At 59.3% G+C, this 24,863-nt stretch carries 19 protein-coding genes; 8 read left to right on the top strand and 11 right to left on the bottom strand.

Translation table 11 applies throughout. The features are described from left to right. Positions 1-293: 293 nt before the first annotated feature. Together NKH04_RS18945 and NKH04_RS18940 are read right to left on the bottom strand one after the other, a co-directional pair. On the bottom strand, positions 294-1,397 hold the full coding sequence (locus NKH04_RS18945; protein ID WP_352683283.1) for an NAD-dependent epimerase: 1,104 nt from the start codon (positions 1,395-1,397) through the stop codon (positions 294-296). Between the two features lie 279 nt (positions 1,398-1,676). Next, positions 1,677-2,387: a helix-turn-helix transcriptional regulator gene (locus NKH04_RS18940; protein ID WP_352472466.1), complete on the bottom strand. Its 711-nt coding sequence runs from the start codon at positions 2,385-2,387 to the stop codon at positions 1,677-1,679. Positions 2,388-2,745: 358 nt separating this feature from the next. Here NKH04_RS18940 and NKH04_RS18935 point away from each other — a divergent pair, with 358 nt between their 5' ends. Next, on the top strand, positions 2,746-4,413 hold the full coding sequence (locus NKH04_RS18935) for a PAS domain S-box protein (protein WP_353020669.1): 1,668 nt from the start codon (positions 2,746-2,748) through the stop codon (positions 4,411-4,413). Between the two features lie 183 nt (positions 4,414-4,596). Here the strand turns inward: NKH04_RS18935 and NKH04_RS18930 are convergent, their stop codons facing one another. Beyond that, positions 4,597-5,274: a LuxR C-terminal-related transcriptional regulator gene (locus tag NKH04_RS18930; RefSeq protein WP_023675618.1), complete on the bottom strand. Its 678-nt coding sequence runs from the start codon at positions 5,272-5,274 to the stop codon at positions 4,597-4,599. A 511-nt stretch (positions 5,275-5,785) separates the two neighbouring features. Here NKH04_RS18930 and NKH04_RS18925 point away from each other — a divergent pair. The 6 genes from NKH04_RS18925 to NKH04_RS18900 all read left to right on the top strand — a co-directional run bounded on the left by NKH04_RS18925 (position 5,786) and on the right by NKH04_RS18900 (position 11,965). Next, positions 5,786-6,508, top strand: a complete 723-nt coding sequence (locus NKH04_RS18925) for a nucleotidyltransferase family protein (RefSeq protein ID WP_023675619.1) — start codon at positions 5,786-5,788, stop codon at positions 6,506-6,508. 53 nt (positions 6,509-6,561) lie between these two features. Then, entirely contained in the window at positions 6,562-7,698 is a 1,137-nt protein-coding gene (locus NKH04_RS18920) for a DegT/DnrJ/EryC1/StrS family aminotransferase (protein WP_352472522.1), read from the top strand. Continuing rightward, positions 7,695-8,369 carry a sugar transferase gene (locus NKH04_RS18915; protein ID WP_352817195.1) on the top strand — a complete coding sequence of 225 codons (675 nt, stop codon included), beginning with the start codon at positions 7,695-7,697 and terminating at the stop codon, positions 8,367-8,369. The genes NKH04_RS18920 and NKH04_RS18915 overlap by 4 nt, the downstream gene beginning before the upstream one ends. A gap of 74 nt (positions 8,370-8,443) precedes the next feature. Continuing rightward, positions 8,444-9,448 carry an SDR family NAD(P)-dependent oxidoreductase gene (locus NKH04_RS18910; protein WP_352472469.1) on the top strand — a complete coding sequence of 335 codons (1,005 nt, stop codon included), beginning with the start codon at positions 8,444-8,446 and terminating at the stop codon, positions 9,446-9,448. Then, positions 9,445-10,716 carry a hypothetical protein gene (locus tag NKH04_RS18905; protein WP_352472470.1) on the top strand — a complete coding sequence of 424 codons (1,272 nt, stop codon included), beginning with the start codon at positions 9,445-9,447 and terminating at the stop codon, positions 10,714-10,716. Before NKH04_RS18910 ends, NKH04_RS18905 begins: the two co-directional genes overlap by 4 nt. Further along, a complete protein-coding gene (locus NKH04_RS18900) occupies positions 10,703-11,965 on the top strand; it encodes a polysaccharide biosynthesis/export family protein (RefSeq protein ID WP_352541721.1) in 1,263 nt (420 codons plus the stop codon). The genes NKH04_RS18905 and NKH04_RS18900 overlap by 14 nt, the downstream gene beginning before the upstream one ends. Before the next feature lie 58 nt (positions 11,966-12,023). Here NKH04_RS18900 and NKH04_RS18895 read toward each other — a convergent pair whose 3' ends face one another. Then, positions 12,024-13,322 carry an HlyD family type I secretion periplasmic adaptor subunit gene (locus tag NKH04_RS18895; protein WP_352472472.1) on the bottom strand — a complete coding sequence of 433 codons (1,299 nt, stop codon included), beginning with the start codon at positions 13,320-13,322 and terminating at the stop codon, positions 12,024-12,026. Positions 13,323-13,561: 239 nt separating this feature from the next. Then, positions 13,562-15,313 carry a type I secretion system permease/ATPase gene (locus NKH04_RS18890; protein ID WP_352472473.1) on the bottom strand — a complete coding sequence of 584 codons (1,752 nt, stop codon included), beginning with the start codon at positions 15,311-15,313 and terminating at the stop codon, positions 13,562-13,564. A gap of 399 nt (positions 15,314-15,712) precedes the next feature. Here NKH04_RS18890 and NKH04_RS18885 point away from each other — a divergent pair, with 399 nt between their 5' ends. Further along, on the top strand, positions 15,713-16,405 hold the full coding sequence (locus NKH04_RS18885; protein WP_352472474.1) for a N5-glutamine methyltransferase family protein: 693 nt from the start codon (positions 15,713-15,715) through the stop codon (positions 16,403-16,405). Between the two features lie 99 nt (positions 16,406-16,504). Here the strand turns inward: NKH04_RS18885 and NKH04_RS18880 are convergent, their stop codons facing one another. From NKH04_RS18880 to NKH04_RS18855, 6 genes are all read right to left on the bottom strand, one after another. Further along, a complete protein-coding gene (locus NKH04_RS18880) occupies positions 16,505-16,771 on the bottom strand; it encodes an acyl carrier protein (protein ID WP_023675628.1) in 267 nt (88 codons plus the stop codon). A 56-nt stretch (positions 16,772-16,827) separates the two neighbouring features. After that, complete coding sequence (locus NKH04_RS18875) at positions 16,828-18,384, bottom strand: class I adenylate-forming enzyme family protein (RefSeq protein WP_352835880.1); 1,557 nt, start codon at positions 18,382-18,384, stop codon at positions 16,828-16,830. Continuing rightward, positions 18,381-20,402: an asparagine synthase (glutamine-hydrolyzing) gene (gene asnB, locus NKH04_RS18870; protein WP_352835877.1), complete on the bottom strand. Its 2,022-nt coding sequence runs from the start codon at positions 20,400-20,402 to the stop codon at positions 18,381-18,383. The genes NKH04_RS18875 and asnB overlap by 4 nt, the downstream gene beginning before the upstream one ends. Positions 20,403-20,405: 3 nt before the next feature. Next, entirely contained in the window at positions 20,406-21,389 is a 984-nt protein-coding gene (nadE, locus tag NKH04_RS18865; protein WP_352472523.1) for an NAD(+) synthase, read from the bottom strand. Further along, a complete protein-coding gene (locus tag NKH04_RS18860; RefSeq protein WP_502896435.1) occupies positions 21,386-24,124 on the bottom strand; it encodes an AMP-binding protein in 2,739 nt (912 codons plus the stop codon). The genes nadE and NKH04_RS18860 overlap by 4 nt, the downstream gene beginning before the upstream one ends. 253 nt (positions 24,125-24,377) lie before the next feature. Continuing rightward, positions 24,378-24,626: a hypothetical protein gene (locus NKH04_RS18855; protein ID WP_352472478.1), complete on the bottom strand. Its 249-nt coding sequence runs from the start codon at positions 24,624-24,626 to the stop codon at positions 24,378-24,380. Positions 24,627-24,863 lie beyond the last annotated feature (237 nt).

Here is a 24,863-nt window from a genome sequence, read left to right as displayed (position 1 = left end):
GGGCCTGAACGTCACCATCATCCATCTGAATGACATCGTTCGGCGGAGCGGCGATGTAGCGAATTCTTTGTGCTCCGGGCGGGGCACAACTGCAGCTCTGAAATTGAGACCGCTCGTTGGACTTGCCCGCGATGAACTGATTTCTGCGGGGATCGCGCGGGCATCGATGCTCGGGAATGTCGTCGTCACGTTATGCGGTACCAACTGGATCTTTTGACCAGACCAGCAGCCGCGACAAGGATGGCCGACGCGTGGATTCGTCGCTCCGACAAGGCGCGGATTACACGGTGGGCTTACACATGCATTAACGTTTGTTGCTGTGTGCTGGCTGCGATGTTCGTTCCATGAAAGTCCCGGTACCATTCGACAAAGCGTTGCACTCCGTCCTCGAGCGTTGTCGCCGGGGCGAAGCCGACAGCGTTACGAAGATCACTCACGTCGGCGCGAGTCTCCAGAACGTCGCCCGGTGGTAGAGGCACTTCCACGCGAATCGCCCGGCAGCCAAGGGCGGTCTCGATGAGCGAAATCAGCCGGTTAATCTCCTCCGGCCGGTCGTTGCCAATATTATAGACGCGGTACGGTGCAGAACTTGTGGCGGGATCTGCGGTAAGAAAATCCCAACCCGGGTCGGGTCGCGGCGGTGCAGCGAGTGCTCGAACCACCCCCTCAGCGACGTCGTCGATATAGGTGAAGTCTCGCCACACGCGGCCGGCATTGGCTACTTCGATTGGTTTCCCCTCGATAATCAAACGCGTGAACATGTAGACTGCCATGTCGGGCCTGCCCCAGGGGCCATAAACGGTGAAGAAGCGCAGTCCGGTCACGGGCAAGCAGAATAAATGACTGTATGAATGCGCCATGAATTCGTTTGAACGCTTGGTTGCGGCGTACAGACTGACAGGATGGTCTGCGCCGTGATGCTCAGAAAACGGTGTGGTTCGATTTGAGCCGTAGACGGAGCTCGACGAAGCGTAGACGAGATGACTAACGCCGAAATGCCGGCAGCCCTCAAGGACGTTGAGAAACGCCACTATGTTCGATTGCACATAGCAATGCGGGTCAGCAAGTGAATGACGCACGCCGGCCTGAGCCGCGAGATGGACAAAGTGTGAGGGGCGAAATTCTGAAAACAGCAACTGAACGCGGGCGGCATCCGCCAGATCAATTCGCATCGAAGTGAAGCCCGGCTCGGCACAGAGACGTGCAAACCGCGCTTCCTTGAGTCGTGGATCGTAGTAGGGGGTGAAATTGTCGACGCCGATGACTTCGACACCCAGACGCAAAAGCCGCAAGGCGACGTGAAAACCAATGAAGCCTGCAGCACCGGTGACGACGATCGGTCCTATCGGGGCGAGTTCCTTCACGGCGCGGTCTGACCGGGATCGGGCGGTTTCCATATTTTCCGCAGAAAGAACGGAACCACCGTTTAAATCATGATCCAATTTTTTGCCCCTTCGACGTCACTCGACAGTGTCGAATTGCCTATTCCGAGATCCCGGCCAATTGTGCCGGGATGTTATGTGCCGGGGCGTCGGCGTTCGGCACAGGTGAGCAGGCGCCGGCCATGCGCTGCGCAACGTGACCTGCCAAGCTGGTTGGAACGGCCTCCAGCACCGGTCGACCAAGCCCCGTCGCATGTGGATGCCGCCAACTAGACCCCAACAACTGCGCGGCCCTTACGGCAGGACCGAAATACGCCCAAGAAGGGCCACCAGTTCCGCCTGGCGTTTTGTTTCGGTCTTGGCGAACAGCGAGGCAAGCTGGGAACGGATCGTGGTGCGGCTGAGACGCCAGCTGCGAGCGATCTCCAAAGGTGCGTCGCCCTGGGCCAAGCGCAAGGCGAGGTGCGTTTCTGCGCTCGTCAAGCCAAACATTCTTTGCAGCGTCCGAGGATTTGGCCCCGACCTGTTGTCGCGATCCAGCAGCGCCACAATGCTCGTTCCGTCGGGAGCTATAACGCCGTTCTCGTTCAGTATCACCGGTCGGTCGCCCCTGCTGCGGATCACCACCCAAGACAATGAGCCCGGCAGGAATTGGCCCGGAACATTCGCGATCAGCCGCCTTAGGGCGGCCGTAAGTCCGCTCGCCGTGTCGGCCGCTTCGCCCTGGCGCTCAAGCGTGGTTTGGGCGGCTGCGTTCCACTCGACTACTTTTCTTTCGCGATTCAACACGAGATAGCCACAGCCAATGCGATCAAGCACGCCGGTTATGGATTCCAGACTGCGGCCTTTTGGTTCGCCGAACCTTGCGCCCAATGGATCCGATGCGCGATCGGGAAGGTGACCAGAAGAGGGCCGCGTATTCCGCGCTTCAAAATCATACTTGGTCCTCGTAACAATATACCGATTGTTCGAAGAAGCATCGACCTGTCTATCGATCAGATTCATTTTCTACCCCTAACCCAAAGTTTCACACGCCCGAAATAAGTATTCGGGATTCATGTAGTCTTCTATGTGTAGCTGGATTATAGTCTTCTATGCGCTGACGGATAATACGTTCATCATCACCTTGAAAACTTAATATGATCCGACAGTTCTAAGGCAGCTCTTAGGCCCCGCTGCGTCCGATAAAATGCGCGCTATGATAGCGGTATGGCAATCCGGCAGTGGTACTAAGCTGTACGTTTTTTGCTCTAGTCTCGACGGGCTAGTCAGAAGGTTGTAGTCTGTGTCCATGAGCTCGCAGTCGCGCAGGTCGAATTCGAACCCGTCGGGCAGATTGCTAACTCATATTGCGTCTGCATCGGTGTTAGCTGCCACACTGATATTTGAAATAAAATCGTCAGCCTATATTGGGCAAGGCGCAAGTTTTCTGGAATTTATTCCGGCTATTATTATTATCGCTTATCTCGAAGACCGCGTACCTGCGCTCGCTGCGACCATTCTGATGGTTGCTGTCGGGCTGTGGGCACGAGGACACGATCAGATTTCAAGTGGAGACTGGGCACGCGCAATCCTGCTTCTGGTTTCGGGTGGCGTGATTGCCATGACCTTCCATCGTCTGCGGCAGGACTTGCGTGAGTTGCTGGAAGTCGCGGAGGCCAGGCTCGCTGCCGTCGAGGCGACCGAAAGCCGCTATCGTTGGGCCTTCGAACGTGCTGCCATGGGATTCGCGAACACCAACAAGAAAGGTGAGTTGCTGCAGTCCAACAGACGCCTTTGTGAGATGACCGGGTACAGGGAGGAGGAGCTTGCCCAATTACAGCTTGATACGCTCGCCCATCCGAACGACCGGGATACCTTGGCGCAATTGCTGGCGAGGCTGGGCAATGACATTTCTTCGTTCGTTTCGGAGGTGCGTCTGTCACGAAAGGACGGTACGGCATTCTGGGCCAGGCTAACGCTTTCTTCGTCCGTGCCCGAGGGTGGCCTCTCGGAGAGCATCTTCGTGGTGGTCGACGATATTTCGGAACGACGCGCTGTTCACGAAGCGCTTCGGGCCCAGAAGGAATGGCTGGACCTCGCTCTGTCTGCTGGACGCTTGGCCACGTGGCGCATAGACCTTAAAGACGGGATAGTCACGGGCTCGGACACGTTCTGGGACATTCTCGGCCTGGCCCAGGCCAATAGCCGCAGTTTGGAGGAGCTGTCAGCTGTCGTTCATCCGGCGGACTGGCCGAAGCTGGCGGCATCGAGAAAGGCCGCACCATCGGTCACGAATTACGATGTCGAGATACGCGTCCGCCGACCGGACGGACATATCCGCTGGGTTGCGCTGCGCGGAAGGGAGGAAAGACATGATGATGGTGGACAGCGGCTTGGAGTGGCCGCCGACCTGAGCGAGAGACGACAAACCACGCTGCTGCGCGCCGCGGCAAAGAAGCGGGAGCGCATTATGCTCGAACAACGCCACAGGTTCGGCAACGTTTTCGCGGTGATCACTGCGCTCGTGAAAATGGTCGATGCTCCTGGAAACAATGTTGCCAAATACAAGGAAATGCTGATCGACCGGATACGCGCGCTTGAGGCAACCCATCTGCTTCTTTCACGCAACGGCAGCGTATCGGGGACGCTAAACGATCTCGTTGCTCAAGAATTGCAACCATATATGGGAACACGCGCCATATCGGTCGGCGGTCCTTCCGTGACGATGTCGGGAGGCGCCGCCGAGAGTTTTGCGATGATCGTTCACGAGCTTGCCACCAATTCCATGAAGTATGGAGCGCTTGGCGATCCAAAAGGCCGGATCGACGTAAGCTGGACGTTCGCACCTGAAGACACAGGCAGCGAGATCGGGTTCGAGTGGGTGGAATCGGGGCGGCGGCGGACCTCGAGCGTAGTCCGTCATGGCTTCGGTTCCATGATAATCGGAGTGGATGGAGCGCCGCTTGTCGGTCACTCTCCCAGGCTGGAAATATCGGACCAAGGGTTACGGTATTCGCTGCGGCTGTCACGCAAGGAAATCGGATTGTAGTGCAGTGCTCCAATCGGAAAGCAGATATCTAAAGGCGGGTCGCGCTGAGCGGCCTTTGAGATGCGCAGGGTTCCTTCCAAGAATGTCGTCGGCCCAAAGCTGCGCCGCGGCTTTGGGATATGCAGTAAAATGCATGAGGAGTCTTGCGACGCCGTTTGCACGTCCAAAAGGACGCGCGGCGCTCTAGCTGGCATGTCTCGAAAGCCAAGTCTTCAGCATAACGGCAGCCTCGGTCCGATTGCGTACCCCCAATTCACGCAGAACCGCAGCAGCGTGGATTTTCGTGGTCGCCTCCGCGATTTCCAGATCGCGCGCAATTTCCTTGTTTGAATAGCCTTCCGCCATCAGCTTGAGGACTTCCTTTTGCCTCGAAGTCAGCCTGCCAAGGTTGACGCCAGCGGTACGCCTCTGTGGGCCTTTGTCGTCGGAATGGGTATGCGCGTGGGTTGTTTGCGTCGCTCCCGGGCGTGACAGAAGTGCAGGAACATAGATGCGGCCGGAGAGGATTTCATTGACGGCCAAAACAACCTCTTCGTCCGTCTGCGATTTTACGATGTAGCCGTGAAGCCCGATCGACAGAGCTGTGAGTATTTCCGAGCGTGAATCGTTTCCGGAAACGATCGCAAATCGCGTGTCCGGATAGGCAGACAGGATCCCGCCGAGCACTTCTTGATTGAACAGGCCCGGCATATTCAGATCCAGGATCGCAAGATCCACGAACGACTGCTCCGCCAGCAAACTGAGCACCGCGTCGAAACAGGACGCTTCAAAGATCTCCACACCTGGAATGCCTGCGGTCAGTGCCAATCGCAAGCCGCGACGATACAAGCCGTGATCGTCGGCGATGACGATTCGATACATTGAACTACCCCAACGCCTATCTGAATGGATTGAACGGTAATGGCCTGAAAATCGTGGCCATCCACTCGTCGATTCATCCAGCCGACGCTGCGGCACCCCCAACACCGCAAACGCCAGATTTCTAATATAATCTTAAATGACGGGAAACGCTCCTCTTTTTTTGCCCCTTGTGAGCGAAACCCGCCGAACGTCGTCGAACATACGTTCTGACCTTTTGGACAGCTGACAGACCGGCCGGTCGTTCAGCAGTGCTATAGGCCTAAAGATATAGAACAGCAAAACGGCTGAATTGTTACCATTCGAATGCACGACGACATCCACCCTGACGGCCACATACCATCCAGATGCAATGTCCGGATCAGGGGACAGTGGAGTAATCTCACCGGTCTTCTACGGGAAATCTCACCGGTTCTTCTGAGGGGACAAGAACGCGTTTCCCGGGTGCTGACCAGGGCAGGATAGCCGGCCCGTGACGATGGCGTTCAGGCCGAATGAACAAGGGAGGACCAGGATGAAAGCGGTTATTCAATGTGGAGGAATGGGAACACGCCTCCGCCCCTTCACTTCGGTCTTGCCGAAGCCGCTCATGCCGATCGGCGCACGGCCGGTTCTCGAGATGCTTCTGAAATGGTTGCGACGCAACGGCATTCAGGAAGTTTATATTACAACCGGGTATCTCGGCCACTTGATCCGCACCGTGTGTGGAGATGGCTCGCAGTGGAACCTGAAAATTCGATATACGCAGGAGATGGAGCCGCTTGGCACCATCGGGCCACTGTCTTTGATCAGGGATGAACTGACGGAGCCATTCATCGTTCTCAATGGCGATGTCCTCACGGATCTAAGCCTCAGTCGATTTGTAGCAGCGCACCGTAAGCACACCGATCCAGTGACAATCGCAACAGCCTGTCGCCTGATCAAGATGGATTTCGGCGTCATCGACGAAGTCGACAATACCGTGCAGGTCTTTCGCGAGAAGCCGACGCTTTCGCATCTGGTCAGCATGGGAATTTACTGCATGAACCCGGATGTTCTGCAGTTTATCCCATCCGGCATACCCTTTGGGTTCGACGACCTGATGCTGCAGATGATGCAGAACGGCACAACCGTGCACGTGTACAAGCATGAGGGTCTCTGGCTCGATATCGGGCGCGTCGACGATTTTCAGAACGCACAGACCATTTCCTGGGAAGACCAGTCGGCCTCGATCGAGGTCACTGCGACGGCTGCATGATGATGATGAAGTCACGAGCCCGGTTCCCACAGTTATCAGTCTAGGAGGTTGTGATGCTCTTGGTCAGTGCCCCGATCTTGGGTGTGCCGGAGAAGACTGCTTTGACCAGGGTCATCGACAGCGGCTGGCTGACCATGGGGGAGCAGGTACGAGCCTTCGAACAAGCTTTTGCCGACGTTCATGATGCGGAGGATTGCGTCGCGGTCAGTTCTTGCACCGCAGCGCTTCATCTCATTTTGCACGCACTTGGCATCGGACCGGGCGACGAGGTGCTGGTGCCATCCTTGACGTTCGTGGCGACCGCAAATGCGGTCCTCTATGTCGGTGCGACGCCGGTTTTCGTCGACATCGAGTCAGCCGACGTGCCGCTGATGTCGATCGTGGAAGCCGAAGCGAAATGCACGGCCCGCACCAAGGCAATCATTCTCGTTCATTTCGCCGGCTACCTCGCCGATCGGGAACAATGGCAGAGGTTCGCCCGTGCCCGGGGGCTACACATCGTCGAGGACGCCGCGCATGCGCCGGGCTTGAAGGAGGTGGGGACATTTGGTGCCGCGGCCGCCTTCAGCTTCTACGGCAACAAGAACATGACCACGGCGGAAGGCGGGGCTGTGATCGCCAGGGATGCCGGTCTGCTCGAGACAATCCGCCAGGCGCGTGGACATGGGATGACCACCGGGACACGTCAAAGGCTGAACAGCCGCACCCCTCAGTATGATGTCACCATGCTCGGATTCAACTATCGCATGGATGAATTGCGGGCTGCGATCGGACTGGTCCAGCTGCAAAATCTGCAAGAGTGGAATGAGATCAGGCGTATCCTGGTCATGCTGTATCGTCGTCTCATAGCGAAGCATTGCCCAGCCGTGACCATCCCGTTCCACGAGCCGCGGACGTCGGCCTACCACATCATGCCTATCCTTTTGCCACGTTACGCCGACAGGCAAGACGTCATCGACGCACTGCGCGGGCAAGGGATACAAACCACTATCCACTACCCGCCGGTGCACCAGATGACGCTCTATCGTGAGCTCATTCCCGGTACTCACTTACCGCGCACTGAAGATTTCGCCCAGCGCGAACTGACTGTACCGCTGCATCCGCAGATCACCGCACCTTTGGTCGAAACGGTGGTGGTCGCTCTTGCCGCGGCGGTCAATAACTGCGCTCAGACAGGAACGGCCGCATGAATGCCCTGGACCTAGCCATTCACAGGCCTAACGGCTCGAGCGCCGCCCATGGGTCTGCGAGACGAGCAATCGATCTCGTCATTGCTGCAGCCGCGGCGATCGTCTTTGGCCCGCTGATGCTGCTGATTGCCGTGGCGCTGCTGCTGGAAGGCGGTCGGCCCATCTTCTTCACACAGACCCGCGTCGGGGCCGGTGCTCGCCCATTCCGCATGTACAAGTTTCGCAAGTTCAGCGTGCAATGTGATCCCGGTGGCTTGGCTCTGACCATGGCCGATGACAGCCGCATGACGCCGATAGGACGGTTCCTCGCGGTCACCAAGTTCGACGAACTGCCACAGCTTTGGAACGTCTTCAGAGGCGAGATGGCAATCATCGGGCCACGCCCGGAGAGCCTTGCCTTCGCCGATTGTTTTCGCGGGGGCTTCGAAGACATTTTACAATACAAGCCAGGCTTGCTGGGTCCAGCCCAGGTTCTCTTCCGGCATGAAGCCCGTTTCTATCCGCGATCGATGGACCCGCTACTGTTCTATCGCCAGGTTCTGTTTCCTGCCAAAGCCAGGCTCGACCTTTCCTATTATCCGCAGCGCACGATCGGCTCCGATGTTGTGTGGATGGTGCGCGGCTTGCTGGCGGTGCTTGGCGTGGTTTCGCCGTCGCCGATCGGAACTTGAGAGCAGGTGGAAAACCCGCGCTCTCGTGGATTTGCAAAGTCAGTGCCTCACGTCATAGGGGGAACGCTTGGGTCATGGCATACAAGGGCAGGAAAGTTCTGGTTACCGGTGCCGACGGATTCATCGGGTCGCATCTCACCGAAGCACTCGTCCGTAGCGGCGCGGACGTCACTGCGCTGGCTCTCTACAATTCCTTCGACAGCCACGGCTGGCTGGACGATTTGCCGGACACCATTCGAAGCCAGTTGAACCTCATCCGCGGCGATGTTCGTGACAGCGCCTTCCTTAACCGGATCGTGCGTGGCCAGGCGGTCGTGTTTCATCTCGCCGCACTGATAGCTATCCCATATTCGTACGCCGCGGCCCAGTCCTATGTAGAGACGAACATCCTGGGCACGGTCAACGTCCTCGAAGCGGCGCGCCAATGGGATACGGAGCGTGTGGTGCACACCTCGACAAGCGAGGTTTATGGCACCGCGCTGACAATGCCTATCAGCGAATCGCACCCGTTGCAGGGACAGTCACCATATTCGGCATCCAAGATCGGCGCGGACATGATGGCGGAGTCCTACGCCAGATCGTTCGACATCCCTGTGGTTATCATGCGGCCCTTCAATACGTACGGCCCGCGCCAGAGTGAGCGGGCCATAGTACCGACCATTATACGCCAGGCTCTCGACAAGAAATGCCCGGCGATCATGGTGGGAGACACAAGCCCGATCCGCGATCTTACTTTCGTGGAAGACACCGCGGCGGCGTTTTTGACCGCAGGTTCCGCCGAGCTCGAATTTGGCCATGCCTACAATGCCGGAAGCCAGCGCGCCGTGACGATCTCGGACATATTGGATCTGGTGATCGAGTTGAGTGGCTGCAAGAAACCAATCCACCGGGACGAGCGCCGCCTGCGGCCGCAGAATTCCGAGGTGCGTGCCTTGCTGGCCGATTCTTCGCTCCTCGAAAGCAAGACTGGATGGCGTGCCCAGACCAGCCTGCGCGAAGGCCTGGAGCGGACCATCGGATGGTGGCAAGGGCGCCTCAGCGAAGGCCGGGTGCGACACGAGATGGGCTACATGACATGAGCTTTCGCCCGGGAGGATTGGCTCTGTTGATTGCGGCTGCCTTGTCGTTGGATTTGACCGTGGCAGGCAGTCGGCAAAGCAGCGCGTCGAGACAATTTGTTGCGCCAGTGACGATGGACTTGCCCGATTATCTCCAACCCGCGACCGACCCAGCCTTCGGGACAATTTTCATGCGCATTACCAAGCCTGGGGCCCTTGGGAATGGAGTCGTATGCGAGAAAAAATTCTGCAGCCACCGTTATTCCAGCGCCCAGGCCTGGAATTCGGACCAGACTCTCCTCGTCATCACCAACGGCTGCAATGGCATGTGCTTTTTCGACGGGCAGACCTATGTCCCGCTCTTCCGTCGTGCTCGATCGGCTGAATGCGAATGGCATCCGCAAAATGCCGATCTGATGATCTGCGTTCAGGACCGGAAAATTTCGACCTGGGCGCCGCGGACCAATCGCGAAGACGTCCTGTTCGTTTCACCGAATTATCGTGATCTTCAGTTCGGGCCGTCCAAAGGCAATCCCAGCCGTGACGGCGATCGCATAGCAGTGCGCGCAATCCGTGGGGATGGCGCGATGGTTGTATTTGCCTATGATCTCAAGCAGCGCCGGAAATTTCCGGACATCGATCTTGCTCAGCTTGCCGGAACCGTCAGCGCCTGCTCGATCTCCCCGCTCGGTGCGAACATCCTGTGCTTTCAGAATGTGAACGAGGACACAGAGCAGCGGGCTATTTTCTCCGTCGACGGGACGTTGCGGCAGAGGTGGACTGACCATCATCGCCCCGGCCATGGCGATATGACGGTGGATAAAGATGGCAGCGAAGTTTTCGTGGGCATCAGCAAGTCCGACCCTGACAAATATCACGTCATCAAAAGGAGGCTGGCCGACGGAAAGGTCACCTCACTTATGAAGTTTGGCGAAGCCGAGCATGCATCCCTGCGGGCATTGGACAGGCGCGGTTGGGTGTTCGTAAGCTATGGCGGCAAGCCGGAAGAGATATCTGCCAATCCCGACTGGGCGCCATATGCGCGAGAGGTGATCGCGCTTCGCCTCGACGGCAGCGGGGAGGTTCGACGCGTCACGCAAACTCACAACGTCCCGTCCGATTACTGGAGCGAGACCCATGCCTCGCCATCCCCCGACGGCTCACAGGTAATCTGGTCGAGCAACTGGGGCGTGCCTGGCGGGCCGGTCTACGAATTCGTCACCCGTCTCGATTGGCCGGAAGAGCCGCGGTCGAACCAGAAGGAGATTGCCGCCAATGGTCCTCGTTGATCGAATGCTTCTTGTCGTGTTCGGTATGCTGGCTGCCATGAATACGGCTGCTGCAGCGGAACCGCGGGTCGCCTATCGACTTTCTGCCGGCGACACCGTCGAGATTGGAATTGCCTCCATCCCGGAGCGAACGCAACGTGCGGTGGTCCAGATGGACGGCACGATCGCGCTTCCCGAAGTCGGGATGGTTTCGGTGGGGGGCTTAACTCCGGCTGAACTGCAAACGCGCATGCAGACGATCTTGCCGACCAAGATATTCCACCAGCGTCTGCCTGATGGGCGGGAGCAAATGATCGTCATCAAGCCGACAGACGTGACCGCCGTGGTTGCGGAGTACAGGCCGATCTATGTGACCGGCGACGTGCTCACTCCCGGACAGCAGGCCTACCGCCCGCTGATGACCGTGCGGCAGGCGATTGCCGTGTCAGGCGGTTTCAGCCTTTTGCGGTCCCGGGCAAACCAGGTTGGCCCGGATCCGGTGGATCTGCGGCGCGATTACGAGTCGCTTTGGGGGGAATATACGAGAGATTATTTTCATAGCGCCCGCATCCGCGCCGAACTTCAGGACAAACCGACTTTCGACATGCAGCCACCACAAGGATCTCCCTTGCCGGCAAGTTTTGCGTCGGCGATCGCGCAGGCTGAAGCGGAAGGGCTGAAGCTCTCGTTGGACAACTTCCGGCAAGAGCAGGGCTTTCTCGAAAAAAGTGGCAAGGATGCTGCTGCACAAACCGAGACCCTGCTCAAGCGCGAGCAGGCCGAAGCGGATGGAGTGAAGGCGGACGAAGACGAGCTGGCGCGCGTAAGGAAAGCGTTTGAGTCCGGAAATCTAACCAATACCCGGCTTGCCGATGTCCGGCGCGCTTTGGTTCTTTCTTCCAGCCGGGCACTCGAAACGTCGGTTGAGCTTATGAGAGCACGACGTCAGCAGGACGATTTTACCAGACAGCACGAACGCAATGTCAACCAAAGAAGAATGGGTCTGCTGACTGAGTTGAAGGATACCAACGTGCGTCTTGCCGACGTTGGCGCAAGACTTCGCGCCGCCAGCCAGAAGTTGCAGCCCACGGGAGCGGCCGCTCTGCCGTTGCCGGTTGCCGGCGAAACGATCCAGGCCGAGGTCACGATCATTCGCAAGGTCGGCGAAGAATGGCGAAAACAGCTTGCCCAAGAAGACACCGAGGTCATGCCGGGAGACACGATCGAGGTCAGATTCAGCAGCGCTCTCGAAAATGCGGCGACCCGATAGATCGGCTGCGCCCCGATCCAATCGGCCGCCGCACTGTCGGTTGAGTGTGGCAACCGCTTTACTGCCTGAAAGCTCTGGAAAACTGGTCGGTGAGGGGCTTCATCAAGTAGGACCAGACACTGCGCTCGTCGGTTCTTATGTGGACTTCGGCGGGCATGCCCGGTTTGAGGATTTTCTCTCCTGTCAGGCACGTCGCTTCATTCTCGACGTCGATACGCGCCGAAAAAAAGGAAAGCTGGCGTTGCTGATCCTTGATCAGATCCGCTGAGACGCGCTTGACCGAGCCTTCGCAAGCAGGTGTGGTGCCGGCGTCGAACGCTGGAAAGCGGATCGACACCTGCTGTCCGGGATGAATCTCGTCGATACGCGACGGAGGAATGGAAGCGTCGACGACAAGGTTGTCGGAATCGGGCACAATCATCATGAGCACCTCTCCCGCGCCAATCACGCCTCCTACGGTATGGACCGAGGATTCTTGTACTGTGCCCGATTGCGGGGCACGAATGTCTGTCCTGCTGAGTTCGTCTTCGGCCACCACCTTGCGCTCACTGAGCTCGGTCTGCTTGGCTTCCGTTTCGCGAAGTTCGTTGGTCACGTCGCTCCGCATTTGTTCGTCGAGCTGAAGCACCTGCAGGTCCGTTTCACTGATGTGAGCTTGGACCTCTGCTATCGCTGCGACAAGGCGTCCCGATTCGCCGCGAGCCCGGGTCTTGTCCAGGCTGACATTGCTCAACCTCTCCTTGGACACCAACTTCTTTGCGTAGAGAGATTCGACATCCGCAAGGTTCTTGGTCAGCAGATCCAGAGACTCGTCCGTTGCAGACTGCTGCGATTTGAGGCCATCGATCTGACGTTCCAGCTGCTTCGCGCGGCTTTGTAATTGTGCCTTCTGGCCAGCCAGCGCCGCAGCACGGCTTTCAAACAAGGCACGCTCGCCACTGACAAGTGCCGCCACTTGCGGGTCGCCCATTTGAGCGCGAAGGTCGGGCGGGGTCTGCATTTCCGGCAGACCCTGGCGCTCGGCCTCCAGTCGGGCCAGACGAATGGTGGCGCGATTGAGGTCCTCGGTGACTATCTGCAGGTTTGCTCGGGTCAATGTGTTGTCCAGCCTGACCAACACATCGCCGGCCTTCACATGATCGCCGTCCTGAGCGAAGATTCCGCCGATGGTGCCGCCGGTTTGATGCTGGACTTTTTTAATGTTGCTTTCGACCACCACGGTTGCGGGCGCAATCACCGCGCCGGCAATCTTGGTCAATCCCAACCAGAGCCCTCCGCCAAAGATCAACAGCAAGCTGGTTGCCAGGCCCAAGAGCAGATTGGCCCGGATGCCATCCGGCTCTGGCTTCGTCTCCAACGAACGGCCTTCGCCACCGGCTGCGACGTATGACACGGCAACAGCAGAGCGATACCTCGCATATGCCCGGCTGCACCCTTGTGCGGCGGAACGACAATGTGCTGCTAGGCTCCGGACCAGAGTACCCCAGGGTAGATTGGCTCGAATCCCATCCGGTTGCGGCTTCTGCCCGGTCGGCGGGCCTTCGCCGCCAACCGCAGCATATGACGACATGGTCACGTTAGACACTAAGCAATACCTCACGCATGCCCGCTTGCACCGTGCTGCAGCGGAACGACAATGTTTGGCTTGTCCGGGCGCGGGAAGGGCCGGACCACATTTGCCAGAACGTCTTCGCGCGAGCCGAACGAATGGAGCATCCCGTTCGACAGGACGAGTACCTGATCGATGTTGACGAGAGCGGAGGGGCGATGCGCAACGACGATCACGATACCGCCGCGCCGACGCACTGCCAGGATTGCGCCGGCCAAAGCAGCATCACCGTCTGCATCCAGATTGGAATTTGGTTCGTCAAGAACGACGAGGAATGGATCGCCGTAAAGTGCCCTGGCAAGCCCGACGAGCTGCCTCTGCCCAGCCGAAAGGGCCGCGCCGCCTTCTCCGATGCGTGTTTGAAAACCCTGCGGAAGACGCATGATCATCTTGTCCACGCCCGCAGCCTTGGCAGCTGCCAGCACGCCTTTTGCGTCGCTTTTACCGCCGAACCTCGAAATGTTGTCGGCGATCGTCCCGTCGAACAGCTCAACGTCCTGCGGCAGGTAGCCAATATGAATGCCGAGCAGTTCTGAGTTCCACTGATCGAGCGAGGCGCCGTCCAATCTTACCGTGCCACGAAGCGGCTTCCATGCGCCGACCAAAGCGCGCACGAGCGTGGTCTTGCCGGAGCCGCTCGGGCCGACGACCGCCAACCCTGCGCCTCTCGCCAAGCGGAAGCTTACATTGAAGATGGTGGGCTTCTGCAGGCTTGGTGGCGCGACGGTCAATTCCTCGACCGCAAGCTCAGCCTTCGGGCCGGGCAGTTCCATTGGCTCTTGCTGGCTATCAAAAGCATCCAGGGCTGCCGCCAGCTCGGAATAGCTTTTGCGGGTTGCCAGAAACCCTCTCCAGTTTGCGATCGCCACATCGACCGGTGCCAGCGAGCGGCCCAGCAATATGGACGATGCAATGATCACGCCGGGCGAGGCCTCGCCGCCGATCACAAGGTAGGCACCAAGCCCCAGCACACATGATTGCAGGGCCATTCGGAGCGTCTTCGACAGTGAGCTTGCTGCGCCGACGACGTCGGAGAGCCGTTCCTGGTTCTTCAGATAAAGATGACTGACCTCGTTCCAGCGCCGGCTAAGCGGGGCGGAAAGGCCCATCGCCTGAACAACCTCTGCGTTGCGGCGGCCGGAGTCGGCCAGAAGCCGCTGCGCTACGAGTGTCTCAGATGCACGAGCCGCTGGTTTGCGGCCGATGATCTCGGCAACCACCGTCAAAAACACAACGGCACATGCGCCGAGCGTTGCCAGCACGCCAAGCGCGGGGTGCAGCAGATAGATGACCACCATATAAAATGGTATCCAGGGAGCGTCGAACAAGACTGTCGGCCCGAGCCCGGAAAGAAAGCCACGTAGCTGGTCCAGATCACGAAGCGGGTGTACCCGGTTCGCATCCGGCCCGGCGACGAGGGGCAGGGAAAGCGAGGCTGCGAACGCTTTTTGCTGCAGATTTCTATGCAGGCGGCTGCCGATGCGGACCAACAGGCGAAGCCTCACGAAATCGAGGAGCCCATAGGCCGCGTAAAGTCCCAGCATCCCGACTGTAAATCCGATAAGAGTCGGCACGCTCTGCGAAGGCAGCACGCGGTCATAGACCTGGAGCATGTAGACGGAGCCGGTCAAGGCGAGGATATTTATCAATGCCGAGAAAACGCCTACGCCGACGAGGCCGTGCACACAGCCGAACATTGCGGAGCGGAGATCGAGCGAGCGCCCTTTGGTCGACTTCATGATGTGCGCTCGTTGACGCGAAATTGCCGCGCAATCTCGTCGATTCTTTCGATGAGGGACAAACTTTAACCTTCCGGGAAGCAGCAGCCCCGCCCCGCTGCTGAACATTACGAATTGCTTACATACGTGCCTTCTTTGATTAAAATGTAGCAAAATCGTGACGCCAGGCTGAGAATTCGGCAACTGGCTCGCCAGGCTGGGGATAACCGGGTCAGGTAAGGAGATATTCCTAATCATGACACCCGGCAGAAGCTTATGATCATCTTTGTAGCATCAAGGCTTCAAAGCGTCTGGCGACGGATGGGTTTTGATTTTGTCGATCGAGAGTTAAACGGTTTTGAGATACACTTCATCGGTACGTCGGCCACCAACGCCGGCTAAATCGGGGAGGCGAGTGTCGTGAGCGAAGAGATCAATGTTGCCGATGCCTACGGCAGGGGGCGCAGCACCTTCATGGGATTGCAGTTGCTGGTCTCGCCCGGTGCGCTTGTTCCTCGGCCGGAAACGGAACTGCTCGGCAAGGCCGCTCTCGATGTCCTGAGCCAACTGAACCTGCCGGTGCCTCGCGTTGTCGACATGTGCTGTGGGGCGGGCAATCTGGCGTGCGCCATCGCGCACCACGCTCCCACCGCGCGCGTGTGGGCAAGCGATCTTACCGACGGATGCGTGGAGGTCGCGCGCCGCAACGTCACCCATCTTAAAATCGAGGACCGGGTAACGGTGCTTCAGGGCGACTTGTTCAGCGCCTTCTCAGGCTTGGAGCTCGACGGCACTATCGACGTGATCGTTTGCAACCCGCCCTACATTTCGGAAAAACGGCTCGAGGGCGACCGTTCGCATCTGGTCGAGCTCGAGCCGCGTGAAGCATTCGCAGCCGGCCCCTACGGCCTGAGCATCCACATGCGGGTGCTCAAGGAGGCGCCGCGCTATTTGCGGCGCGGAGGCATCCTGCTTTTCGAAGTGGGGCTTGGCCAGGACCGGCAGGTCATGAGTTTGCTCGAGCGTTCCAAGGCCTATGAGAGTATCCGGGCAGTCACCAACCAGGCCGGTGAGGTCAGGGTGGTTGTGGGACATACGAGGGCGCAGGCGTAAGCATCGCAGCCGCGGCAGGTAGACGCGCTGTCGCGGCTAGAAACGGCCGGGAAGCTGAAACAGAGTTGCGCGAGATTTCGGAAATCAGTTTCTCTTGCGTCAGTTTCTCTTGCGCATGACGTATTGCGCAATTCCCTCGATGGAATCGAGATTCTCCGGCAGCAGCTCGCTGTCTTCGACCGTGATGCCGAAGGTCTCCTCGATGAAGCCGATAACCTCGAGCACACCCGTCGAGTCCACGATGCCCTGGTCGAGGAGCGAGGTGTCGCTCTCCAGGCTCTCGGGATCGGCTATATAGAAATTCGAGGCCAGGAAAGCGCGAATTTGTTCGCTGCAGGTATCGGTTCTATCCTTGGTAGATAACATTTATTTCGCCTCCGGTACAAAAGATGAATGCTGATCAACTTCGCCCTGGTACCGACTCATGACAGGGCCGTTTTTTTGAGCTTACCCGTGTCGGTCATCGGCAGACTGGGTACGATGACGATGGACTTCGGAACCATGAAGTTTTCCAGCCGTCTCTGGCACTCTTTCTGCAACTGCTTTTCACCGATCATGCTTCCCTGCTCCATCACGACAAATGCCTTCACTGCTTGCCCGAGCAGTTCGTCCGGAACGCCGATGACCGCGGCTTCCCGTACGCCCGCAATGTTCATCAACACGTTTTCTACCTCCTTCGGCGCTATCTTCTCTCCGCGCGATTTTATGATCTCGTCGCCGCGACCGACGAAGTAGAGGTAGCCCTCGGCGTCCATCCGGCAGTAGTCGCCGGTGTATAGGACCTGCTCACCCGGCAGCGGGCCGGGCTTGAGCTTCCTGGCTGTCGCCTCCGGTTTGCCCCAATAGCCCTTCATCACCGTCGCTCCGCGGATGACGAGCTGACCAACGATGCCGGGGCCGACCCGCCTGTCATGCTCGTCGACAATCCACATTTCCGTATTGGGGATGGCGATCCCGACGCTCGACGGCTTTCGCTCCAGATCCTCCGGCGGCAGGTAGGTGCAGCGCTTGCATTCGGTAAGGCCGTACATCGAATAGATGCGGGCGCCAGAAAACAGCTCTTGCAGCAGGAGAATGTGCTTGAGCGGCAGGGCGGCCGCAGTGTTCGTGACGTAGCGAATACTCGAAAAATCCTGATCCCTGAGAGACCTGAGCTCCCCGAGTGCGGCGAAGATGGTCGGTACGCCGGGAAAACCCGTCACCCTTTCTTGCTTGATCAGCCCAAGGATCTGCGCCGGGAAGGCGAATGAGCGCTCAAGCACCAGCCGGGCGCCCGCGCCGAATGCCATGATCATCTGGTAAAGACCGTAGTCGAAGGCGAGCGGCAGGACATTGAGGATCACCTCGTCTTCGGCAAGCGCCAGGTATGAGGAAATCGAGGCGCACGCGGCGATCATGTTTCGATGCGTCAGCATCACGCCCTTGGGCTCGCCCGTCGAGCCGGACGTATAAATGATCGCAGCGAGATCGATGTCGATGCAGCGGCGCCAGGGCGGCGTGCTGCCGGCTGCCGCGACCGCAGCGTCCCAGCGCACAGCATGCGGCAATTCTTGCAGGTCGCTGTGTTCGATCGGCCCGGAGACGATCATGCGGCGCAACGATGGGCAATTCCGCGCCGGCTCCCTGAAAATCGAGTGCAGGTGTTTGTCGGTGATCAGTGCCGTCGGGCGGCAATCGTTGAGCAGATAATCAAGCTTGTCGCTTTTGGTGAGCGGATTGACGATGCACACCACGGCGTTGGCCTTTAGCACCGCCCAGAACGCAATGACGGCCTCGACAGTGTTGTCGGCGAAGACCACCACGCGATCGCCACGCGCAATTCCGGCATCGGTCAAATGGTGCGCTATGGCGTTCGAACGCATATCGAGATCGCCATAAGTGACGCGTTGATTGCCGCACACCAGGGCCACCTTCTCGCCGAGCCGGCTGGCAGAGTGGGTGAGATAGTCGTGCAGGAGCGGTACGGCGCCATGCATCATGCGAGCACCTCTTCGCGGTGTTCGCGGTCGATATCGATGCTGAGCTTGAGCGTGCGGGCCCCACTTGGACGGCTCGCGATAAATTGCCGATGGAGAAGCTGCGTCGACAGCACTCCGACCAGCGCCATATTGTCGGAGTTGGACAGGTCGCCGCCGCCGGCGCTGGCCTGGCACTTGCTCAAGAGCCGGGTAACCGACTTGGGATCGAAGACGTTCGCTTCGCGCAGCGCCGCCTCCGAAAGTGCTTCGCGAATGTAGGCCGGAGCGCCATCTGCGACAAAGCAAAGCGCGTTGGGAGCCCGGTAAGGCTGCTTCTTGCGGGTGACGATTTCCGACGGCACGATCGGTTGCGCTACGCGCTTCAGCACATGCTTTTCATCGAGCACGCGCAGCTTGTAGGCGGCCGGAAGCGAATTCGCGAGTCTCACGAGTTCATGATCGAGGAACGGGAAGCGCCCCTCGACGGAATGAGCCATCAGCATTCTGTCCCCTTGTGAGGAAAGCAGGTATCCCGACATCAGCGTCTGAATCTCGATATACTGGTCCTGCGCAAGAGAGCCCCATCGCGAAAACTCCGGCGGCAGGCGGGCAAGCAGCTCGGACACGGCGTTATGGCGCTCCGTTTGGGCGCGCATGTCTGCCGAAAACAGCCGCTTGATGGCGCTTGTGGTTCGCCAGCGCGTGCCATGCGCAAAACCAGGCGCGTCACAGGCGTGGATGTCGCGCCCGAAGAACTGGCGTGCCATCGCCTGCTGCTGTACCGGCGAGCGGCTGAGATAGGGATAGAGGCGCTCCAGCAGCCGCGAGCGTCGCGTCGAGGCGGGCTGGCGTCCCCAGAAGCGGCGGACCTTGCCTTCGCGGAACAAATCGTAGCCGGCGAACATTTCGTCGGCCCCTTCGCCGGTCAGCACGACCTTGATGCCATGCTGGCGCACCAGTCTCGAGAGCAGGAACAGCGGCGCCGGCGCGGTCCTGAGGATTGGCCGCTCGGTGTGGTAGATCACCTCAGGGAAGATGCCAGCGATATCGCTGCGCGAAACAACCACCTCATGATGGTCACTGCCGGCCACGCCGGCAACCAGGCGCTGGAAATGCGTCTCATCATACTCGGCGTCGGCAAAACGCAGCGAGAAAGTCTGGAAGCGCTCGCCCGCGAAGCGTCTCCCCAGCGTGGCGACCAGCGAGCTGTCGAGCCCGCCGGACAAATAGCAGCCGACCGGCACGTCGGCGCGTACTATCCTGAGCGCCGTCGCGGCGTCCAGGGCGCTGCGCACTTCCTCCACCGCGTCATCAAGCGAGCCGGTGAATTCATCATCGCCGGGTCCGTCAACCTCTGGATAGTCAGGCTTCCAAAAAGCCCGCTCCCGGACGACGCCGCTGTCATAAATGCGGATATGCCCCGGCGTGAGTTCGCTTACTCCTCCAAACACGCCTTGTGGCGGCGCGACAGTCCAGAGTGTGAAAGTCTGATCGATGCCGGCTGGATCGAAGGCGCGGGGTATATCCGCATCGGCCGCGAAAATGGCCTTCACCTCGCTGGCGAAGTAAAGCCGCCCGCCATGCTCGCAAAAGTGCAGCGGGCAAATGCCGAACCGATCCCGAGACAAGACGAGACGAGCTGCCACGGAGTCCCAGATGGCGACTGCCCACTGCCCATTCATTCGCTCGAAGGCGGCCTCGCCCCACGCATGATAGGCATGGACGATGACCTCGGTGTCGCTGCGTGTGCGGAAGCAATAACCGAGCGCAACCAGATCTTGTCGCAGCTCGACGTAATTGAAGATTTCGCCGTTGAAGACGATCCACATTGTGTCGCCCGCGCCGGCGAGTGGCTGCTGGCCGCTTGCGAGATCGATGACGGACAGGCGGGCATGCGCCAATCCCGCACGTCTGTCCCGGTAAAGGCCGCGTTCGTCCGGGCCGCGATGCGCCAGCGCCCCCGCCATGCGTATCAGCGCATCCCGGGAAGGGGGCGCCGCTGCGGCGCTCAGCGACACAATTCCGGCGATGCCGCACATCGCCTAGCCCTCGCCCATTGAAGAGGACACCAACGGCCGCGCGTGAAGATAACGTGCGGCGCGCCGCTTGCTGTCGATATCCTTGAAAACCTTCTGGACCTGCATCACCGTGAGGCTGGTTGCCTCAGCGACGTCTTCGTCGGCGATCCCATGGTTCAAGCCGTAGAGGCACAGATCCATCAGATAATAAGGAAGCGCGAAGTAGAACTCCTCCTGACTCTGCGCCATCGAGAAGGTGTCCGTGGTGGGCGGTCTGCGCCGGACCTCTTCGTCCACCCCAAGATATTCGGCCAATTGGTAGACCTGGGTCTTGTAGAGGTGGACGATTGGCATCAGGTCGGCAATTCCGTCGCCCTGCTTGACGAAGAAGCCCTGGTCGTACTCCAGGCGGTTCGGCGTGCCCGCTACCGCGTAGTTGAGGCGGTCGGCATGGTAGTATTCGGTCATCTTGCGCAGGCGCTGCTTGTAGTTGGTTGCAGCGACGATCTGCAGATAGGCTGCCGACGGCAGGCGCACTGTGTCGGTCCTGCCCTCGGGGTCCTGAACCGTGAGGCGCGTGATGTTGAGACCGTTGCTCTCGAGAACCGAGGCGAGCACCAGCTTGCATTTCCAGCCGTCCCCATATTCGGGAACGACGGTCTGGATTGCTTCGGTCTGCCGTCTATAGGCGCCGGTCGCTTCCAGGGCCGGCGTTATATCCTCCAGGATCGTTTCGATACCAAGGTGTGCGGCGACAATGCGGCCGAGCCTCAGTGAGTCGCCGGAGGAATGGCGCTCCGGCATGAATATCCCGAGGACCTTGCCTTTCCCAAAGGCGCGAACACACAACGCCGCAACGACGGAGCTGTCGATGCCGCCTGAGAGGCCGACAACCACGCCTCGACGTCGCAGCGTGCCAAGGACCTGCTGGCGCAAGATCTGGACGATGCGATCGACTTCCGCGCCAGCGTCGAGCACCAGGGCGTCTTTGCCGAATGATGAGATCAGGTCGATGGCTTGTACTCCAGTTTGCGAGACTCGATTGGCGAATAGGTTTTCGCCACCGCTTTCTCGATAAGGGGACGATTGGTGGTAAGGTGAGGCTCTACAACCAGATCGATGTGGCTGCCGACGATCGGAATCACGTCCAGATGGGCGAAGACGTTATCCCAGCCGATTGCCAGAGGCATTCCGGGTCGAGCACAGCGGAACAGGGTGCCTGTGATCGGCAGAGCCGGCTTTGGCTCGGCCACCCACTGGAAGAAGGCTTGCGCGCGCAAAACCTCTTGCAGTTCTAGTTTGGTTCTAAAGCTCGTCGCGTTGAACTGTCCTTGAGCGAAGCGGTCGAGAAACTGGACCAGTTGTGCCTCGCGCTTCATTGCCACGGCAACTTTCGCGAGGGCGCGGCAAGCCATCCGGTAAGCGGACACGCGGTTGGTTCGGATTCGATTGACTGTGCGCGTAAACGTCTCCCAGCGGGCGCTTCGCTCCCCGACGAGGCTGGTGTCGAGGATGCCGAGGAACTTTACGGTTCGCCCCGCTGCCAGCAGCCGCGCCGCAACTTCGAAGGCAACAGCGCCGCCGAGCGAATGGCCGAGAAGTCGTACATGGCCCGAGGGTTGGGCGCGGCGGATCTGGTCGACGGCGGCGTCGGCCATATCGGCGAGGCTGTCTTGTCCGCGCAGTATCATAGCCAGGGCCGGATACCTGATCGGGGCAACACGGGTCACCTTGCCCATCGCTGCTGCAAAGGCAGCAAGGCTCGGGCCATAGCCGACGGACCCGGGGAACAGAAAAAGAATGGGAGGGTCGTGCTTCTGGGCGCGCGCGCTTTGATCGCCTGCCTGGGCGGACACGACCGCCTTGATCATTTGCTCCAGGCTCATCCCGACGGTGAAGGCCTCAAGGCCGAGTTCCTGCCCGATGGCGCTTTCGATTTCCATGACGCAGTGCAGCAGCTTTAGCGAATCTCCTCCGGCGTCATCCCAGCGTCCTGCCGCTACGCGCGTATTGAGAATGCTGGTCCATGCCCGCTGGACGACCTGCTGCGCGGTCAGCTTGCCTTGCGGCTCGAGCGGACGCGCGGTCGCCGCTGTCTCTCTGGCTGAAAGATCCATCTCTGCAAGTGTCGTGATGTCGACTTTGCCGCTCGGCAGACGCGGAATCTCGGCGATCGTGTGCAACCGCAAGGGACGCAGCGGCGGCGGCAGATTGGTCCTGACAAGCTGGCGAAGCTCGTCCGAAAAGGTCGCTTCGGCCGAGCGCCGAGGAATAGCAAAGGCGACAAGCTCATTCGCGGCCGTGACGATTGCCACGGCATCCGCGACAGAGGGTGCACAACGCAGCACCCGTTCGAGTTCGGCTGGCTCGACGCGTCGACCGTTGATTTTTACCTGGCGCCCCTTGCGACCGACGATGTGCAGTAGGCCTTGATCATCAAGTCGAACGAGGTCACCTGTCGCGAAAATCCGAAGGCCTGGATCGTGCGGGTCTGATGTTGCCGGCACAACCGCCCCCTCCTCCCAATGGCCAAGCAGGACATACGGGCTCCTGGTCAGAAGCTCTCCGCTGCGGCCCGGTTGAACGCGGCGGCCCGCTTCGTCGACAATTGCGAAGGCGATTCCAGGCAGCAGCCAGCCAACTGGAACCGAATCTCCATGCTCTGGCCAGTCTCGCGGCAGGAACCATTGCGAGCCGGTGGTCTCGGTTGACGAATAACCGATCTGGATAAGGCACGTATCGGAGACGGCCTTGCGCAGCAGGGCGATGTCGGTCCAGGGCACCTTCTCGCCACCGATCCGGGCGACTCTGAGTGAATGGAACGCTTCTGCAGGTCCGTCTGCCATAAGCGCGCGAAGCAGTGCCGGCACCAGATAGGTGATTGTCACGTCTTCGGATCGCACCAGGCGTTGAACGGCGCGCAAGCCGACCGCTTCGACTTCGACCAGATGCAAGGTGGCGCCGGTGAGAAGAGCAGCAAGAATCTCCCGGCACCCGGCGATTGTGGCCGGTCCGGTCAATGGCAGGAAAACGTCATCCGAGTTGATGTGGCACGCATCGACATATTGCTGGACCCGGCACAGCAAGCTGCGCTGGCTGTTAACGATGCCTTTGGGCCGGCCCGTACTCCCTGACGTATAAAGCACGATGGCGGGCGCATCGACCGAGACGGAATAAGAACGAGGCACTTGCCCAGCCTGCGAGGCCGCACTGGTCGACACATCGATCCAATTGACCAGGTGAGGCAAACCATCGGGTCGGACATTGCCCTCGCCCAGGACAGCCGAGAGCCGCGCCCCGGCCACGATTTCAAGGATACGCGAGCTAGGATCTCGCGCGTTGAGTGGCACCGAAGGCCGCCCAGCCGTCATGCTTGCCAGCATGGCAATGGGATACCAGGCCGAGTTGGCCTGAAGAATCCCTATCGCCTGTCCGTCTGGGACGGCCGCCGCGATCTGGTGGGACAGCGTCTCGACTGACCGGAGGAGCTGGGAATAGGTCAGACGATTGGCGCCGTCGCTGATTGCAAGCTTGTCGGGGTACTGGCGGACGACATTTCTCAGGTGATCGAAGGCCGCAATGTTGGTAAAATCGACGCCCAATCTTTGAAATGGGCGCAGTACGGGACCACCCTGATCCAGTGCGTATTGTGGGACACTTGACCAATTATCCGAGGTCGTTGTCTGACAATCCACCGCTAGATCCTGATCCGCGACTTCTGATCCCAAATATGCCGAAGACATGAGTTGCCTACGCTAAGATTAGGGTCACTTATCGCCCCCCGCCCCAATCTTTTCATCGATCATTCTGATGATGCCCCGATCTTCGCTCAATGACGCTTGGTTAGTCACTTCGCCTGTTTCGCAAGCCGCCGGCAGAGCCAATCATGCCGGGCTCGCTGGCTGTTGTGGTGCGCATGACACGGACACATGCCAAGGCGGGCTCGAAGACCAAGGTGGGGTCGAAGATGGAATTGCCGCTATTCAGGCATATTGCCTATTCGGTGGTTCTTCCGGACGATACCGCCGATGTTTCGGTGTCGGAATAGCTGCCGGGGACGAAACAATAGGCATAGATCTGTCCCCGATTTTCGTCGGTCACGCGGATCCAATCCTTTTCCCACGTTCGGAAGGTAATACGCCCGCCCGTCATCATAGCTGCGGCTCTGAACGGACTCGGCGCGTTGACAACGCGCACCGAGATAACATCGTCGCCGTCCATACGCTCGACGAGATACGTCTGCATGAAAGCCTCCCCATGCCCCGCTAGATCACCCGCACTTTAACGCCGGCTAATGAATTCGGTTGCAACTGCTTGGCGAAACTTTGGGTCCGATACTTTCCGTACCCACCGGCAACTTGGTCCTCCGTATCCGTCAGGTTTTTCAGCGACGGGATGCCAGTTCAGGGGATGGCAGGCTGATTGCGGCCATGCCGGCGACATGCCAATCTGCGCCGCAACGTTAGGCCTTCGCCTCCGCGG

It is taken from the genome of Mesorhizobium sp. M1365, from assembly GCF_040317865.1.
Taxonomy (GTDB): domain Bacteria; phylum Pseudomonadota; class Alphaproteobacteria; order Rhizobiales; family Rhizobiaceae; genus Mesorhizobium.
The sequence above is the reverse complement of the archived record's forward strand: the minus strand, read 5'-3'. Positions and strand labels throughout refer to the sequence as shown.